General features: G+C 67.2%; 11 protein-coding genes. 7 read left to right on the top strand and 4 right to left on the bottom strand.

Annotated features, from left to right (window positions below; translation table 11 throughout):
• Positions 1–91: 91 nt before the first annotated feature.
• The 7 genes from COW1_RS14680 to COW1_RS14710 all read left to right on the top strand — a co-directional run bounded on the left by COW1_RS14680 (position 92) and on the right by COW1_RS14710 (position 9,787).
• Entirely contained in the window at positions 92–1,255 is a 1,164-nt protein-coding gene (locus COW1_RS14680; RefSeq protein ID WP_201344602.1) for an efflux RND transporter periplasmic adaptor subunit, read from the top strand.
• A 12-nt stretch (positions 1,256–1,267) separates the two neighbouring features.
• On the top strand, positions 1,268–4,411 hold the full coding sequence (locus COW1_RS14685) for an efflux RND transporter permease subunit (RefSeq protein WP_201344603.1): 3,144 nt from the start codon (positions 1,268–1,270) through the stop codon (positions 4,409–4,411).
• A 96-nt stretch (positions 4,412–4,507) separates the two neighbouring features.
• A complete protein-coding gene (locus tag COW1_RS14690) occupies positions 4,508–5,494 on the top strand; it encodes an aminoglycoside phosphotransferase family protein (protein WP_242466445.1) in 987 nt (328 codons plus the stop codon).
• A gap of 56 nt (positions 5,495–5,550) precedes the next feature.
• On the top strand, positions 5,551–6,234 hold the full coding sequence (gene murU, locus COW1_RS14695) for an N-acetylmuramate alpha-1-phosphate uridylyltransferase MurU (RefSeq protein ID WP_201344605.1): 684 nt from the start codon (positions 5,551–5,553) through the stop codon (positions 6,232–6,234).
• A gap of 1 nt (position 6,235) precedes the next feature.
• Entirely contained in the window at positions 6,236–7,669 is a 1,434-nt protein-coding gene (locus COW1_RS14700; protein ID WP_201344606.1) for a glutamate-cysteine ligase family protein, read from the top strand.
• Between the two features lie 6 nt (positions 7,670–7,675).
• Positions 7,676–8,698 (top strand): M14 family metallopeptidase, encoded by a 1,023-nt coding sequence (locus tag COW1_RS14705; RefSeq protein WP_201344607.1) that lies wholly within the window; start codon positions 7,676–7,678, stop codon positions 8,696–8,698.
• Between the two features lie 15 nt (positions 8,699–8,713).
• On the top strand, positions 8,714–9,787 hold the full coding sequence (locus tag COW1_RS14710) for a hypothetical protein (RefSeq protein ID WP_201344608.1): 1,074 nt from the start codon (positions 8,714–8,716) through the stop codon (positions 9,785–9,787).
• 5 nt (positions 9,788–9,792) lie between these two features.
• On the opposite strand, the gene COW1_RS14715 is transcribed toward COW1_RS14710, so the two are convergent.
• Genes COW1_RS14715 through COW1_RS14730 form a run of 4 tightly spaced genes read right to left on the bottom strand, consistent with a single transcriptional unit; the run spans position 9,793 to position 15,513 of the window.
• Positions 9,793–10,104, bottom strand: a complete 312-nt coding sequence (locus COW1_RS14715) for a DUF3240 family protein (protein ID WP_201344609.1) — start codon at positions 10,102–10,104, stop codon at positions 9,793–9,795.
• A complete protein-coding gene (locus COW1_RS14720) occupies positions 10,101–13,172 on the bottom strand; it encodes an efflux RND transporter permease subunit (RefSeq protein WP_370590871.1) in 3,072 nt (1,023 codons plus the stop codon). Before COW1_RS14720 ends, COW1_RS14715 begins: the two co-directional genes overlap by 4 nt.
• Positions 13,172–14,278: an efflux RND transporter periplasmic adaptor subunit gene (locus COW1_RS14725; protein ID WP_201344611.1), complete on the bottom strand. Its 1,107-nt coding sequence runs from the start codon at positions 14,276–14,278 to the stop codon at positions 13,172–13,174. Before COW1_RS14725 ends, COW1_RS14720 begins: the two co-directional genes overlap by 1 nt.
• On the bottom strand, positions 14,275–15,513 hold the full coding sequence (locus COW1_RS14730) for a TolC family protein (protein ID WP_201344612.1): 1,239 nt from the start codon (positions 15,511–15,513) through the stop codon (positions 14,275–14,277). The genes COW1_RS14725 and COW1_RS14730 overlap by 4 nt, the downstream gene beginning before the upstream one ends.
• Positions 15,514–15,552 lie beyond the last annotated feature (39 nt).

Consider the following 15,552-nt stretch of genomic DNA (forward strand, 5'->3'; position numbering starts at 1 on the left):
TGCAAAGGCTCCTGGCGGGCGCCCCGTAAAATCGCATAGAATGGGTTTTCCTTCAAATCCCGCCGCTTCCGACACCGTAAAACCCCGCCCCGTGATTCGATCCAGGTTCCCGTACAAATCCCTGTCGCTGCTGGCCCTGGTCGCGATTGCCGTCGCCCTGGTGCTGACCCGGCCGGCCCCGCCGCCGGCTGCGGGCGAGCCGCCGCCGCTGCGGGTACGGGTCGCGACCGTGGCGCAGGAGGACGTCACGCCGCTGGAGCGGGTCAGCGGCCGGCTGCAGGCCGCGCGCCAGAGCCGGCTGCGGTTCGAGGTCGGCGGCCAGGTGGAGCGGCGCCGGGTGGAGCCGGGGATGCAGGTCGGCGCCGGCCAGCCGCTGCTGGAACTGGACGCCGCCGATCTGCGTGCCGCCGTGACCGAGGCCCGGGCCGGGTTCAGCCAGGAACAGACCCAGATCGAGCGCGACCGGCGGCTGCTGGTACTGGCGCGGGACAATGTGGCGTTGCAGCGGGACGAGGTGCGGCGGCTGGAATCGCTCAGCGCGCGCGAACTCGGCTCGGCCAGCCAGCTCGACGCGGCCCGCGGGCAGCTGCTGCAGCTGGAGGCTGAACTGGCCCGGCTGCAGGCCGGCGTGGACACCGCCGAGGCGCGCCTGGCGCTGCGCCGGACCGCGCTGGAACGGGCCGAACGCGACCTGGCGCGCAGCGTGCTGAAGGCGCCCTTCGCCGGTGTGGTCAATGCGGTCGCGCTGGAGACGGGCGACTATGTCACCCCCGGGGGCGAGGCGGTGACGCTGGTCGATCCGACGGCGCTGGATTTCTATGCCGAGTTGCGCGGCGAGGTGGCGCGCGCCCTGGCCCCGGGGCAGGCGGTGACCGTCGAGGTCGACGGCCGGATGCTGGAGGGGCGCATCCTGGCCCTGCAGGCCGAGCCGGACGAGACCACCTTCACCCACGCCGTGCGGGTACGCCTTGACGGGGCGCAGGCCAGTCCGGGTGAGCTGGCCATGGCGGCGTTTCCCCTGCGCCGGCGCGAGGCCGCCCGGCTGATTCCGGTGACCGCGGTGCTGCGCGACGAGGGCCGCAGCTATGTGTTCCGGGTGACCGACGGCCGGCTGGAACGGCTGCCGGTCGAACTGGGGCTGCGTCTGGATTCACGCTATATCGTCCGCACCGGGCCGGCGGCGGGGCAGGTCATCGTGGCCCGTGACGTGGCCGCACTGAGCGACGGCCAGCCGGTCGAGATCGTCGGCGACTAGCTGCAGCCTTCCATGATTCGTTATGCCATCGACCATCCCCTGATCATCAACCTGCTGCTGGCGGTGGTGGTGATCATCGGCGTGACCTCCTGGCAGGCCATGCCGCAGGAGATGTTCCCGGTGGTGGAGAAGGACATGGTGCGCATCGACACCGTGTTCGAGGGTGCCTCGCCCGAGGAGGTCGAGCAGCAGGTGACTCTGCCCATCGAGGACGCCTTCGACGGCATGTCCGACATCGAGACCCTGACCTCGACCAGCAACGAGGGCCTGTCCAACGTCACCATCGAACTCAAGCCCACCGCCGACGTGGACCAGTTCATGCGCGACGCCCAGACCGCGCTGGACCAGATCGACGATCTGCCCGAAGAGGCCGAGGAGCCGGAACTGCGCCGGCTGGAGACGCGGTTTCCGGTCATCAGCATGAGCCTGTACGGCGAGGTGGCGCGCGGCTATCTCTACGACACGGCCGAGGACGTCAAGCGGCGCATGCTCAACGTGCCGGGTGTGGCGGCGGTGGGCGTGGCCGGCGACCGCGAATGGGAATTGTGGATCGAGATCGACCCGCATGTGCTGGCCGCCTACCGGGTGGCGGTCCCCGACCTGGTGCGGGCGGTGCGCGAGAACCTGCGCGATCTGCCGGGCGGTTCGATCGAGGCCGCCGAGGGCGACATCCTGCTGCGCGGCAAGGGCGCCCGGCCGCAGCCGCAGGACGTGGCGCAGATCGTGGTCCGCGCAAGCCCCAGCGGCGGCCAGCTCACCCTGGGCATGCTGGCCGAGGTCGGGCTGCGGCTGGAGGAGCCGCTCACTCTGGGCCGTTTCAACGGCAAGCCCTCGGTCAACCTGACCGTGACCAAGACCGCCGATGCCTCCACCATCGAGGTGTCCGAACGCATCCGCGCCCTGGCCGCACAGCTGGATCGCGAACTGCCGCCCAGCATCCGCACCGGCCTGTTCAGCGATCTGTCGGTGTACGTGAAGAACCGCCTGGACACGGTCAAGTCCTCCGGCGCCGTGGGGCTGGTGCTGCTGTTGCTGTCGCTGTATCTGTTCCTCAATTTCCGCATCGCGCTCATTACGGCGCTGGGCATCCCGGTCTCATTCCTGGTGGCGGTGGCGGCCATTCACTACCTGGGCTTCACCATCAACATGGTGTCGCTGTTCGCCTTCCTCATCGCCCTGGGCCTGATCGTCGACGACGCCATCATCGTCAACGAGAACATCTACCGTCACATGGAGGAGGGACTGCCCGCCCGCCAGGCGGCCGAGACCGGCGCGCGCGAGGTGTTCTGGCCGGTGGTGGCCTCCACCGCCACCACCATAGCCGCCTTCATTCCCATGTTCGCCATCGGCGGCACCATGGGCGCCTTCATCCAGGTCATCCCGGTGGTGGTCAGCGCCGCCCTGCTGGGCTCGCTGTGGGAGGCCTTCGGCGTGTTGCCCTCGCATGCCAACGAACTGCTGCGGGTGCGCCCGCGCGGCGCCCGGGCCACCCGCATCGACTGGCAGGGCTGGCTGAAACGCTACCTCGGCGTACTCGACTGGAGCCTGCGCAACCGTTACTTCGTCACCCTGTTCGCGCTGCTCACGCTGGTGCTGGCGCTGGCCTATGCGCTCACGCGCCTGCCCTATGAGCAGTTCGGCAATGTCGACATCGGCCAGTTCTTCGTCAACGCCGAGGCGCCCAACACCTACAGCCTGGAGGACTCCGAGCGCCTGGCGCGCGACATGGAGCGGATCGTGTTCGAGACCCTGGACGAGCATGAGTTGGACACCCTGCTGACCAACGTCGGCGTGAGCCTGATCGATTTCAACCGCTCGAAAATGGGCAGCCATTACATCCAGCTCATCATCGACCTGAAGAAGCCCCGGCCGCGCGGTTTCATCGAGCGCTTCGTCAACCCGGTGGTGAATCTGAGCTTCAGCTGGGAAGGCGAGCGCGAGCGCAGGACCGAGGCCATCATCAACGATATCCGCCAGCGCCTGCAGCAGCTGCCGGGGCTGCAGCGCATGTCCATCCTGCGCCCGCAGGGCGGGCCGGCCGGGGCCGACATCGAGGTCGGGGTGGTGGGGCGCGACATCGAGCGGCTGCGGGTCGAGGCCGAACGTGTCATGGACTGGCTGCGCCGTCAGCCCGGCGTGTATGACGTGCAGCAGGACCTGGAGACCGGCAAGCTGGAATACCTCTACCGGCTGAACGCGCGCGGGCGCGAACTGGGCGTGACCCAGGAGCAGCTGGCGCAGGCGGTGCGCACCGGCTACCTGGGCCAGGAAGTGGTGCAGGTCACCCACCGCGAAGAGCGTATCCCGGCCCGGGTCATCTACACCGAGCCGGTGCGCGAGCAGGCGCAGCTGGAGGCGCTGCCGGTGGTGCTGACCGACGGCCGGCTGGTCTATCTGGGCGATGTGGCCAGCCTGGAGCTGGACCGCGGCCTGAGTACCATCCACCGTCGTGACGGTCAGCGCCTGGCCACCATCACCGCCGAGGTTGACAGCCGGATCAACACCTCGCTGGAGGTGGCCGACGGCCTGCGCGCGGCCTTCCCGGAACTGGACCGCGCCGACGGCGACTACCGGCTGCTGTTCCTGGGCGAGAAGAAGGAGGCGGCCGATTCCATGGCCGATGCCCGGCGGGCATTGATCATTTCGCTGTTCATCATCTTTCTGATCCTGGCGGCGCTGTTCAATTCCATCCTGGATCCGCTGGTGGTCATGTTCGCCATCCCCTTCGGCCTGGTCGGGGTGGTGTTCGGTCATGCCCTGTTCGATTACAACCTGCAGTTCCTGTCGGTGATCGGCTTTCTGGCCCTGACCGGCATCGTGGTCAACGATTCCCTGATCCTGGTGGATTTCGCCAAACGGCGCCGGGCGGAGGGGCTGGACCGCATCCAGGCCCTGATCGAGGCCGGCCGGGTGCGCATCCGGCCGATCCTGCTCACCAGCGTGACCACCTTCCTGGGGATCTCGCCGCTGATCTTCTTCGCCAGCGGTCAGACCGCCTTTCTCTCGCCCATGGCGGTGAGCCTGGGATTCGGGTTAATGTTTGCCACGGCGCTGATTCTGGTCGGGGTGCCCTGTTTCTATCTCATCGCCGATGATGTACGGGCGAAGGTGAGGGGCCGATGGCTGCCGGCAAAGCCTGTAACGCAGGATGGGTGAAGGCGCTTGTGCCGAAACCCATCGTCGTCTGCCATGTTGATGGGTTACAGCGCTCCGCGCTTCCACCCATCCTACGCTCGAAAACAAGGAGTCCCATTGGACGAACGCCTCGAACAACTCAAGCAATGGCTCGCCGACATCGGCCAGCCTTTCGACGCCATCGAGCCGGCCTCGGCCGATGCCAGTTTCCGCCGCTATTTCCGTCTGACCGACGGCGAGTCCACCCGCATCATCATGGACGCGCCGCCGGAGAAGGAGGACAGCGCCCCCTTCGTGGATATCGCCGCCCGCCTGCAGGAAGCCGGGGTCAACGTGCCCGAGGTGCTGCAGCAGGACCTGGCCCAGGGTTACGTGCTGCTGAGCGACCTGGGCCATACCCTGTATCTCGATGCCCTGGACGCGGATACCGTCGAGGGGTTGTACGCTGATGCCCTCGATGCCCTGGCGGCCATGCAGGCCGGTGCCGATATCAGCGGGCTGCCCCCCTATGATACGGAACTGCTGGAGCGGGAGATGCGCCTGTTCACCGACTGGCTGCTGCAGCGCCAACTCGGTCTCGAACTGAGCGATGTGGAACGCAGCCTGCTGGAGACGGCCTTCGCCGGCCTGATCGACAATGCCCTGGCGCAGCCGCAGGTGTTCGTGCACCGGGACTACCACTCCCGCAACCTGATGCTGCTGCCCACCCACAACCCCGGCATCATCGATTTCCAGGACGCCGTGCGCGGACCGCTGACCTATGACCTGGTCTCGCTGCTGCGCGACTGCTACATCGCCTGGCCGCGCGAGCGCGTGAACGCCTGGGCGCTGGGTTTTCGTGAACTGGCCATCCGCTCCGGCGTACTGGCTCGGGAGACCGCCACCGAGCAGGACTTCCTGCGCTGGTTCGACTGGATGGGGGTGCAGCGCCATCTCAAGGCCGCCGGCATCTTCGCCCGCCTCAATCTCCGTGACCGCAAACCCGGCTATCTCAAGGACATCCCCCGCACCCTGGCCTACATCGTCGAGGTCGCGCCGGATTACGCGGAACTGCAGCCACTGGGCGAATTCATCCGCGATCGGGTGCTGCCCGGACTGGACTGAGTCAGACGGGATCGCTTCTTTGTGTCGATTGTCCGTTTTGTGGTTAAGTTGAGCCCATGAAAGCCATGATCCTGGCCGCCGGCCGCGGCGAGCGCATGCGGCCGCTGACCGACCATACCCCCAAGCCGCTGCTGCCGGTGGCCGGCCGGGCGCTGATCGACTATCACCTCGAGGCGCTGGCCCGGGCGGGGCTGCGCGAGGTGGTGATCAATCATGCCCATCTGGGCGTGCAGATCGAGGCCGCGCTGGGCAATGGCAGCCGGCACGGGCTGCGCATCAGTTATTCGGCCGAGCCCGAGGGGGCGCTGGAGACCGGCGGCGGCATCCTGCAGGCGCTGTCCAAACTCGGACCGGATCCGTTCCTGGTCATCAATGGCGACATCTGGACCGACTATGACTATGCCCGGCTGCCGCAGCGACTCGACGGGCTGGCGCACCTGGTGCTGGTCGACAATCCGCCCCAGCATCCCGACGGCGATTTCCATCTCCACCCCGACGGCCGACTGCGCGAGACCGGTGGGACGCGCCTGACCTTCAGCGGCATCGGCGTCTATCATCCGGACCTGTTCACCGGCTGCGAGCCGGGCCGCTTCCCGCTGGCGCCGCTGCTGCGCCGGGCCATCGCGCAGGGGCAGGTCAGCGGCGAACACTTCACCGGCCGCTGGGTCGATGTCGGCACGCCGGAAAGGCTGCGCGAGTTGGACCGTGCATTGATTGCCGCCGCCGGGAGTCCGGACTGACATGGGCCAGGAGATCCAGCAGTACCATTTCAGCAGCGCCGATTTCGACAGCTTCCGGGAGCGCGTGCGCAACGAGACCCTGCGCCTGGCGGAGTGGTTCCGCGACGGGGCCTTCTCCACCCGCGACCGGGTGATCGGGCTGGAACTGGAAGCCTGGCTGATCGACCGCGAGGCGCAGCCGGCGCCCATCAACACCGAGTATCTACGAACCCTCAACGACCCCATGGCCGTGCCCGAACTGGCCCGCTTCAATATCGAACTCAACGTGCATCCCCAGCCGTTGACCGGCACGGCCCTGTCGAAGCTGCATGCCGACCTGCGCCGCACCTGGGAGCACTGCTACCACGTGGCCGAGGACTTCGACGCCCGGCTGCTGATGACCGGCATCCTGCCCACCCTGGAGGACCGGCACCTGGTCATGGCCAACATGTCGGAGATGAAACGCTACCGGGCGCTGAACGAACAGGTGCTGCTGCAGCGCCAGGGCCGGCCGCTGCGGCTGGACATCCGCGGCAACGAGACCCTGCGCACCGAACACCGGGACGTGATGCTGGAATCCGCCTCGACCTCCTTCCAGTTGCACCTGAAGGTCAATCTCGACCGTGCCGCCCGCTACTACAACCTGGCGCAGATGCTGTCGGCGCCGCTGGTCGCCGTGTCCGCCAACTCGCCCTACCTGTTCGGGCGCGACCTGTGGGACGAGACCCGCATCCCGGTGTTCGAGCAGTCGGTCGAGGTCGGCGGCCACGCCGCCGCCTCTCACGGCCCGGTGCACCGGGTCAGCTTCGGCACCGGCTATGTGCACGGCTCGCTGTTCGAGACCTTCCAGGAGAACTGCGACCACTTTCCGGTGCTGCTGCCGATCGAATACGATGTGCCGCCGGAGCAGCTGGCGCACCTGTGCCTGCACAACGGGACCATCTGGCGCTGGAACCGGCCGCTGATCGGCTTCGACGACGACGGCACCCCGCACCTGCGCATCGAGCACCGGGTGATCCCGGCCGGACCGACCCTGGCCGACGGCATCGCCAATGCCGCTTTCTTCTACGGCCTGATCTTCGAATTGGGCGAGCGTGACGAGGTGTTGGAATGGCGGCTGCCCTTTGCCACTGCACGTGACAATTTCTACGCCGCCGCGCGCCACGGCCTGGAGGCCCAGGTCACCTGGTTCGACGGGAAGCGGGTACGCATGCAGGCCCTGCTGGTCGACAAACTGCTGCCGCTGGCACGCCGTGGGCTGGAGCGGTTGGAACTGGATGGCGATGACATCGAGCACTACACCGGGATCATCAGGCAGCGCCTGCGCAACGGCTGCAACGGCGCCGCCTGGCAGCGGGCCTGGGTGGCCCGGCACGGTCGTGACTGGCAGGGGCTGACCGAGGCCTGCCTGGAGCGTCAGCGCACCGATACGCCGGTGCATGAGTGGGATATCTGAACCGACATGCTCAATATCAGCGAACGGATACCCGATGGTTTGTTGAGCGCCGAGGCCACCGAGTTGGAGGCGCTGTTCGGCGGTCCCACCCTGCTGCACCTGCCGGGGCGGCAGGAAGCGCCCCTGTTCGTCTCAGTGCTGCTGCACGGCAACGAAGACACGGGCTTCTATGCCGTGCGCAAGCTGCTGAACATGTATCAGGGTCGGGAACTGCCGCGGGGCCTGTCGATCTTCTTCGGCAATGTTGCTGCCGCCGCTCAGGGTCGTCGGCGGTTGGACGGTCAGCCCGACTACAATCGGGTCTGGCCCGGCAGCGAGCAGCCGGAATGCGCCGAGCAGGCCATGCTGCGCGAGGTGGTGCAGCAGATGGAGGCGCGCAGGGTATTCGCGGCCATCGACGTGCACAACAATACCGGCCTGAATCCGCATTACGCCTGCGTCAACCGCATCGATCACCGCTATTTCCACCTGGCGACCCTGTTCTCGCGCACCCTGGTCTACTTCACCCGTCCGCGCGGCGTGGCCTCGCTGGCCTTCGCGCCCCTGTGCCCGTCGGTGACAGTGGAATGCGGACGTCCGGGCCAGGCCCATGGCGTGGACCATGCCATGGAGTTCATCGAGGCGGCGCTGCACCTTTCGGAGATTCCGGTGCATCCGGTGGCCCCGCATGACATCGATCTGTTCCATACCGTGGTCACGGTCAAGGTGCCGGACGGGATCGACTTCGGGTTCGGTCGCCCGGGTGCGGCCCTGGACTTCCTGCCCGATATCGATCATCTGAACTTCCGTGAACTGTCCACGGGCACCGAGCTGGCGCGGGTGAACGGCGTCGGCGGGGAACTGCTGGAAGCGCGTGACGAGCGCGGCCGCAATGTATGGGACGAGTACTTCTACATTGAAGATGACCGGCTGCGGCTGCGGCGCCCGGTCATGCCCTCCATGTTCACCCTGGATGAGCGCATCGTGCGTCAGGACTGCCTGTGCTACCTGATGGAGCGCTACGAACTGGTGCCGCCGGAGCAGGACTGAAACCATCCCTTGCCCATGCGTCTGCTGACTGCCATCACGCCCCACGGCTACGGCCACGCCGCCCAGGCGCTGGTCGTGCTCGAGACCCTGTGTGCGCGCCGGCCGGACGTCGAACTGCACATCGCCACGAACGTTCCCGAGGCCTTCCTGCGCAGCCGCCTGCCGCATCCCTTCCGCTATCACGCCCACGCCACCGACTTCGGCCTGAAGATGAGTTCGGCCCTGGAGATCGATCTGCCGGCCAGCGCCGAGGCCTACGCCTCCCAGCTGCGGTTGTGGGATTCGCTGCTCGAGGCTGAAACCCGCTTTCTCGATGCGCTGCGCCCCGACCTGCTGCTTGCCGATGTGCCCTACCTGCCATTGGCAGCCGCGCAGCGGTTGGGCGTGCCCGCTGTGGCGCTGTGCTCGCTCAACTGGGCCGATATCCACACCCACTATTTCCATGACCGGCCCGAGGCAGGGCAGGTCCGGGAACGGCTGCTCGCGGCCTACAACAGTGCTCGGGTGTTTCTGGCACCGGAACCGCACATGCCCATGCCCGATCTGGTTAACCTGCGGACCATCGGGCCATTGGCGCGCGCGGGCGTGAACCGCCGCGCGACAATCGATGCCAGGCTGGGCCTTGCCCCCGACGACCGCCTGGTGCTGATCGCGCTCGGTGGGGTGCAGGGCCGGTTGCCTATGGAGCGGTGGCCGCGAACCCCTGGCCTGCACTGGCTGGTCCGGGAGGACTGGCGGGTGGAGCGTCCCGATTGCCATGCCATCGAGTCGCTGCAGATGCCGTTCACGGATATCCTCACCAGCTGCGACGCCCTGCTGGGCAAGATCGGTTACGGCACCGTCGCCGAATGCGCGGTCAATTCAACCCCCATGCTGTATATCCCGCGCGCCGACTGGCCGGAGGAGCCGTATCTCGCCGATTGGCTGGGACATCACGGTGCCACAGCTCGGATCGACGCCGGCCAGGCGGAGACGGGCGATTTCGGTCCCACTCTGGAGGCGCTGCTGGATCAGCCGCTGCCGTCACCCCCGGCGCCGAGTGGGGCGCAGACAGCGGCGCAGTGCCTGCTCGAGATGCTCGGAGTCTGAGCCGCTCAGCCCTCCAGGTGGCCGGACATCACCAGCGGGGCAACCCAGTAATGAACATCGCTGCCGTTGAAATCGCGACGCAGCCCCTGCAGCAGGTGTTCTATCCGTTCGGATCCGGCATGGACCTGGAACTGCACCCGGCGTTGGCGGCCGCTGACCTGTTCGGCCAGCGACAGCTGGCCGTGGCGGGAGCTGTGGCCACTGACCGGTTGAGTGGTGAAACCGGCGCCCTCGCCATGTTCCAGCAGCCAGTCGATCAGCGCCTCTTCCAGTGCCGGCGGTGCAGTCAGGACCAGCAGATGGTGTTCCGGGTTCATGCATCGCTCCTCGATTCGCCATAGCGTTGATAGAGAATGGGCAGCAGCACCAGGGTGAGCAGGGTGCAGGTGACCAGACCGCCGATCACCACGATGGCGAGCGGTCGCTGGATCTCCGAGCCCGGGCCGGTGGCGAACAGCAGCGGTACCAGCCCGAAGGCGGCGATGGTCGCGGTCATCAGCACCGGCCGCAGGCGCCGCAGTGCCCCCTGGATTACCACTTCCGCCAGCGCCAGGCCGCGGGCGCGCAGTTGGTTGAAATAGGTGAGCATCACTACCCCGTTCAGTACCGCGATGCCGAGCAGGGCGATGAAACCGACCGAGGCCGGCACCGACAGGTATTCGCCTGACAGCCACAGCGCGACTACGCCGCCGATCAGGGCGAAGGGGATGTTGGACAGTACCAGCAGGGCTTGGCGCACCGAGCCGAAGGTGGAGAACAGCAGCAGGAAGATCAGGCCCAGGGAGACAGGCACCACCAGTCCCAGCCGGGCGGCGGCGCGTTGCTGGTTCTCGAACTGGCCGCCCCACTCGACATAGTAGCCGGTGGGCAGTTCCACCTGCTCGGCTACCGCCCGGCGGGCGGCATCGACGAAGCCGACCAGATCGCGGCCGCTGACATTGCTGCGCACCACAACGAAACGCTGGCCGCGCTCACGCGCCACCGAGACCACGCCCTCGACCCGTTCGATGGACGCGAGTGAGGACAGCGGCACCAGCCGGCCGTCGGGCAGGGCGATCTGCTGTTCGGCGAATCGGACCGGCGAGTCGCGCAGGTTTTCCGGGCCGCGCAGAAGCAGCGGGGTGCGCTGGATGCCTTCCTGCACGATGCCGAGGCGGCGACCCTCGATCTGGGCGCGCAGCAGGGTCTCCAGCCGGTCCGCATCCAGACCCAGCCGGCCGGCCGCGACCCGATCGATGACCAGGCGCAGGTACTGCATGCCGTCATTGCGGCTGGTGAAGACATCGGAACTGCCGGCCACCGTCTTCAGTACGGCGGCGATCGCCTCGGCCCTGGCATTGAGTACCTCCAGGTCGCTGCCGTAGAGTTTGACCGCCACATCGCCGCGCACCCCGGTCAGCATTTCGGAGACCCGCATCTCAATTGGCTGGGTGAAGCCGTAGTTCACGCCGGGGATGCGATCCAGTACGGTGCGGATCCTGTCCTTCAGCGCGGCCTTGTTCGTCACCGTCCACTGGTCACGTGGTTTCAGTACCAGGAAACTGTCGGTTTCGTTCAGGCCCATCGGGTCCATGCCGATCTCGTCGGAGCCGGCGCGGGCAACGATGCGCTCGACCTCGGGGACGGCCTTGAGAATGGCCTGCTGTATCCGGCGGTCGAGTTCGGCCGACTGCTCCAGGGTGATCGAGGGCAGCTTCTCCAGCTGCACGATCAGGTCGCCCTCGTCCATGGTGGGCATGAAGGTCTTGCCGATCTGGGTATAGAGCACCGCGGCGCTTACGAACAACACGAGTGCAGTGATGATGACAATGCGGCTGTTGTTCAGGGCCCAGCCCAGCAGGGGTTTGTACAGCGACTGCAGCTTGCGTGGCAGCCAGGGTTCCTCGTGGCTCACCTTTTTGAGCAGAAAGGAGGCCAGCACCGGGATCACGGTCAGCGACAACAGCAGCGAGCCGCCCAGGGCGAATACGATGGTAAGGGCCACCGGCGTGAACAGCTTGCCCTCCAGGCCCTGCAGGGTTAGCAGCGGCAGGAATACGATGATGATAATGGCGATTCCGGAGGTTACCGGCACCGCCACCTCGCGGGCGGCGCGGTAGACCAGGTGCAGCCGCGGCAGGTTGCGCGCACTCTTCGTGTCGGCCAGCTGACTGACGATGTTTTCCACCACCACCACGGCGGCGTCGACCAGCATGCCGATAGCGATGGCAAGCCCGCCCAGACTCATGAGGTTCGCCGACAGGCCGAACTGGCGCATCAGGATGAAGGTGACGAGTGCGGCCAACGGCAGCACCAACGCCACCGTGACGGCGGCGCGCAGATTGCCGAGGAACAGCATCAGCAGTACCAGCACCAGTACGGTGGCCTCCATCAGCGCCCTGGATACAGTGTGTACTGCGCGCTGGACCAGATCGCCGCGGTCGTAGAAGACCTTGACCTCAACGCCCTGCGGCAGCGCGCTCTGGATGTCGGCGAGTTTGGCGCGCACACCATCGACCACCTCGCGGGCATTGGCGCCGCGCAGGCCGAGCACCAGGCCCTGCACTGCTTCCTTTCCCCCGTTCTGAGTCACGGCGCCGTAGCGGGTCACCGCACCGATGCGCACCTCGGCGACATCGGCGACCTGCACCGGCAGGCCATCCACGCTCTTGACCACGATGTTGCGTACGTCGTCGAGGCTGTGGATACGCCCCTCCGCACGCACCAGCAGCGCCTCCTCGCCGGCGTTCATGCGGCCGGCGCCGTCATTGCGGTTGTTGGCCATGATGGCGTCGGCGATATCGCTGCCGGTCAGGCCGCGGGCGGCCAGGCGGTTCGGGTCGGGCACGATCTCGAAGCTGCGCACATAGCCGCCCAGGGCATTGACGTCGGCCACGCCGGGCACTGTGCGCAGGGCCGGACGAATGGTCCAGTCCAGCAGGTTGCGGCGTTCCATCAGTGACAGGCCGTCGCCCTCGATGGTGAACATGAACATCTCGCCCAGTGGTGTGGTCATGGGCGCGATGCCGCCGCTGATTCCTTCCGGCAGGTCGCCCCAGATGGTGTTGAGGCGTTCGGCCACCTGCTGGCGGGCCCAGTAGATGTCGGTGCCCTCGGCGAAATCCAGCGTGATATCTGTCAGGGCATACTTGGCCACAGAGCGCAGCATCACCTGGTCAGGAATACCGAGAAGCTCCACCTCGATGGGAGCGGTGATGCGGGCCTCAACCTCCTCCGGGGTCATGCCGGGCGCCTTGACAATGATCTTGACCTGGGTTGGCGAGACATCCGGAAAGGCGTCGATGGGCAGGCCCTTGAAGGCGACATAGCCGCCGCCGGCGAGCAGCAGCACACCCAGCAGCATCAGCAGCCGCTGGGTCAGAGCGAACTGGATCAGACGTGCCATCACTCGCCCCCTCCCATGCCCAGCCAGGCGGCCTTGAGCGCGGCGATGCCGCTGATGGCCACCCGGCTGTCGGTGCCGAGACCGGCCGATTGCAGTGTCACGCTGTCGTTGTCGCGACTGAGTACCCGGACCCGGGTGGCGACGAAACCGGTGTCGCTGCGAACGAAGACGTATTCCTCGCCGCCCTGCTGGAAGACCGCATCGGCCGGTATGCTCAGGGTCTTTTCATGCGTGCCGGAGGCGATGCGCACATTGACCAGCTGCCCGGGTCGCATTCCCCCGGTAGCGCCGTCCAGCCGTGCCCACAGGCTCAGTGTGTTGGTGGCAGGGTCGACACGCTGGCCGATGGACAGCAGGGTGCCGTCCAGGCCGGGAGCGTCATTGAGCCGGATCTGCATGCCGGGTTTCAGTTCCCGTGCCTGCTCGGCGGCCAGACGGATCTCCAGCCACAGGGTGTCGACAGCGGCGACCTGAGCCAGGCCTTCGCCGGCCTCCACGGACTGCCCGGCCGTGGGCATCAGGTCGGTCACGATGCCGGTGACGGGGGCATGCAGGGTCACGCTGGCCAGGGGCCGATGGGTCTCTCGCAACCGGGCGATGGCGTCCTCGTGTACCCCGCCCAGGCTGAGCAGCTGTTCCTGCTCGGCCAGCGCAGCGCGGGCGGCCTGCAACCTGACCCGGGTGTTCAGGAGCCGGCGCTCGGGGATGATGCCGGCCGCGAACAGGGTGTGATCGCGATCGTAATCGGCCTGTGCCAGCTGTTGTTGATTGAGCGCGTCCAGGTACTCACGCTGCTGCTGCAGCAGTCCCGGGCTGTTCAGTTCGATCAGGGCCTGCCCGGCCTCGACGTGCTGGCCCTCGACCACCCGGATGGCGGCGATACGGCCGGCAAACTGCGAGGTGACGGTATGGTTCTGGTCCGGCGGGATGCGCACACGCGCCGGCAGGGTACGGCCGCCGATCTCGTCGACAGCCGTTGACGCCTGTGTCTGGATGCCGAGAGCGTCGATCTGCTCGGGTGCGAGTTGCAGATGATTGTCTGCCGCCTCAATCACGGGGCTCAGCAGCAGGACGGTGCAGATGAATAGCAGGCTCAGGGACTTCATGGCGTGACTCCGACGGTCTGGTTGTACAGCGCAATGACGCGCTGCTGCTCGATGCGGATCTCGGCGACGGCCTGCTGCGTCTCGCGCGCCGAACTGCGCAGCTTGAGCAGATCGATCAGGTCCATCTCGTTGTGGGCAAAGGCCAGTTCAGCCATTTCCAGCTGACGCCGGGCGATGCGGGACTGTTCCTCGGCCAGGGGCAGGGATGCGGCCAGCTGTTCGATGCGGTGGTCGATCTCATGCAGCTGCGTTTGCAATTCCCGTTGCCGGCGGTCACGCGCGGCCTGCAGATCGGTCACTTCCCGGGCGGCGCTGGCGGCGGCCGCGTCCCGGTGTGCCAAGCCGCCGAAGGGAAGGTTGATGCCCACGGCAATGCTGTCGGTGTAGGACTCGCCGCGGTTGCCACGGTCGTGTCGGCTGCCAACGAACAGCGTCGGCCGGCCGGCCGCTTCCAGGCGGGCGGTACTCGTGGCATCCCGGGCGCGGGATATCCGATCGCGATACACCGCCAGCAGGGGGTGGCTGGCCGTGATGCCGGTCTGATCGACACGCTGCTCGGTGAAATCCTGTGGATACCGGTCCAGGCCGGTGAGGATGCGGTAGCTGCGCCGGGCATGCATGAGCTCGGTTTCGGCCTCGATCCGCTGGCGGCGCTGGGCCAGCAGATCATTCCGAGCCAGCAGCAGGTCGGCTTGGGCCAGATCACCCTGCTCCACCCGTTTCGCGACCGCGGTTACACGCTGCTCCGCATCGGCCAGCGTGGCCCGGGCGAGTTGCAACCGGGTCCGGGCCAGGGCCAGGTCCCACAGGCTTGAGCGGATCTCGCCCGCGACCGTCAGGACAAAGCCCTCCCGGCTGGCCCGGGCCTCGGCGCCGGCATGGCGGGCCAGATCACGCGCCGTGGCGCGCTCGCCCGGCCGCCACAACGGCAATTCCAGGCCGGCTTCGACTTCATTCGCGCCACGATCGTTTGTGGGCCGATCGCTCCAGGCAGTCACGGCGGCGGCGGGCGGGGCGGCAAGCAGGGCATCCCCGCGCCGGGACAGGGCCTCGGCTTCCCGGGTTGCCGCCTGCGGCAGCTCGCGATCGGGATGGCGGGACATGGCCGCAGCGATCACCTGCGGCAGGCTCAAGCCGGCATCCGGTGTCAGGGTGTCGGTATGCGCATCCGTTCGCTCGGCCGCCGCCAGGTTGAGCGGCAGGGCCAGGCAGAATGCGACAGCCCATGCAGTCATGCGTGGGATGGGCATAAATGCTCTCCAGTTCGGGTCATG

It is taken from the genome of Thiohalobacter sp. COW1 (genome assembly GCF_016629505.1).
GTDB lineage: Bacteria > Pseudomonadota > Gammaproteobacteria > Thiohalobacterales > Thiohalobacteraceae > Thiohalobacter > Thiohalobacter thiocyanaticus_A.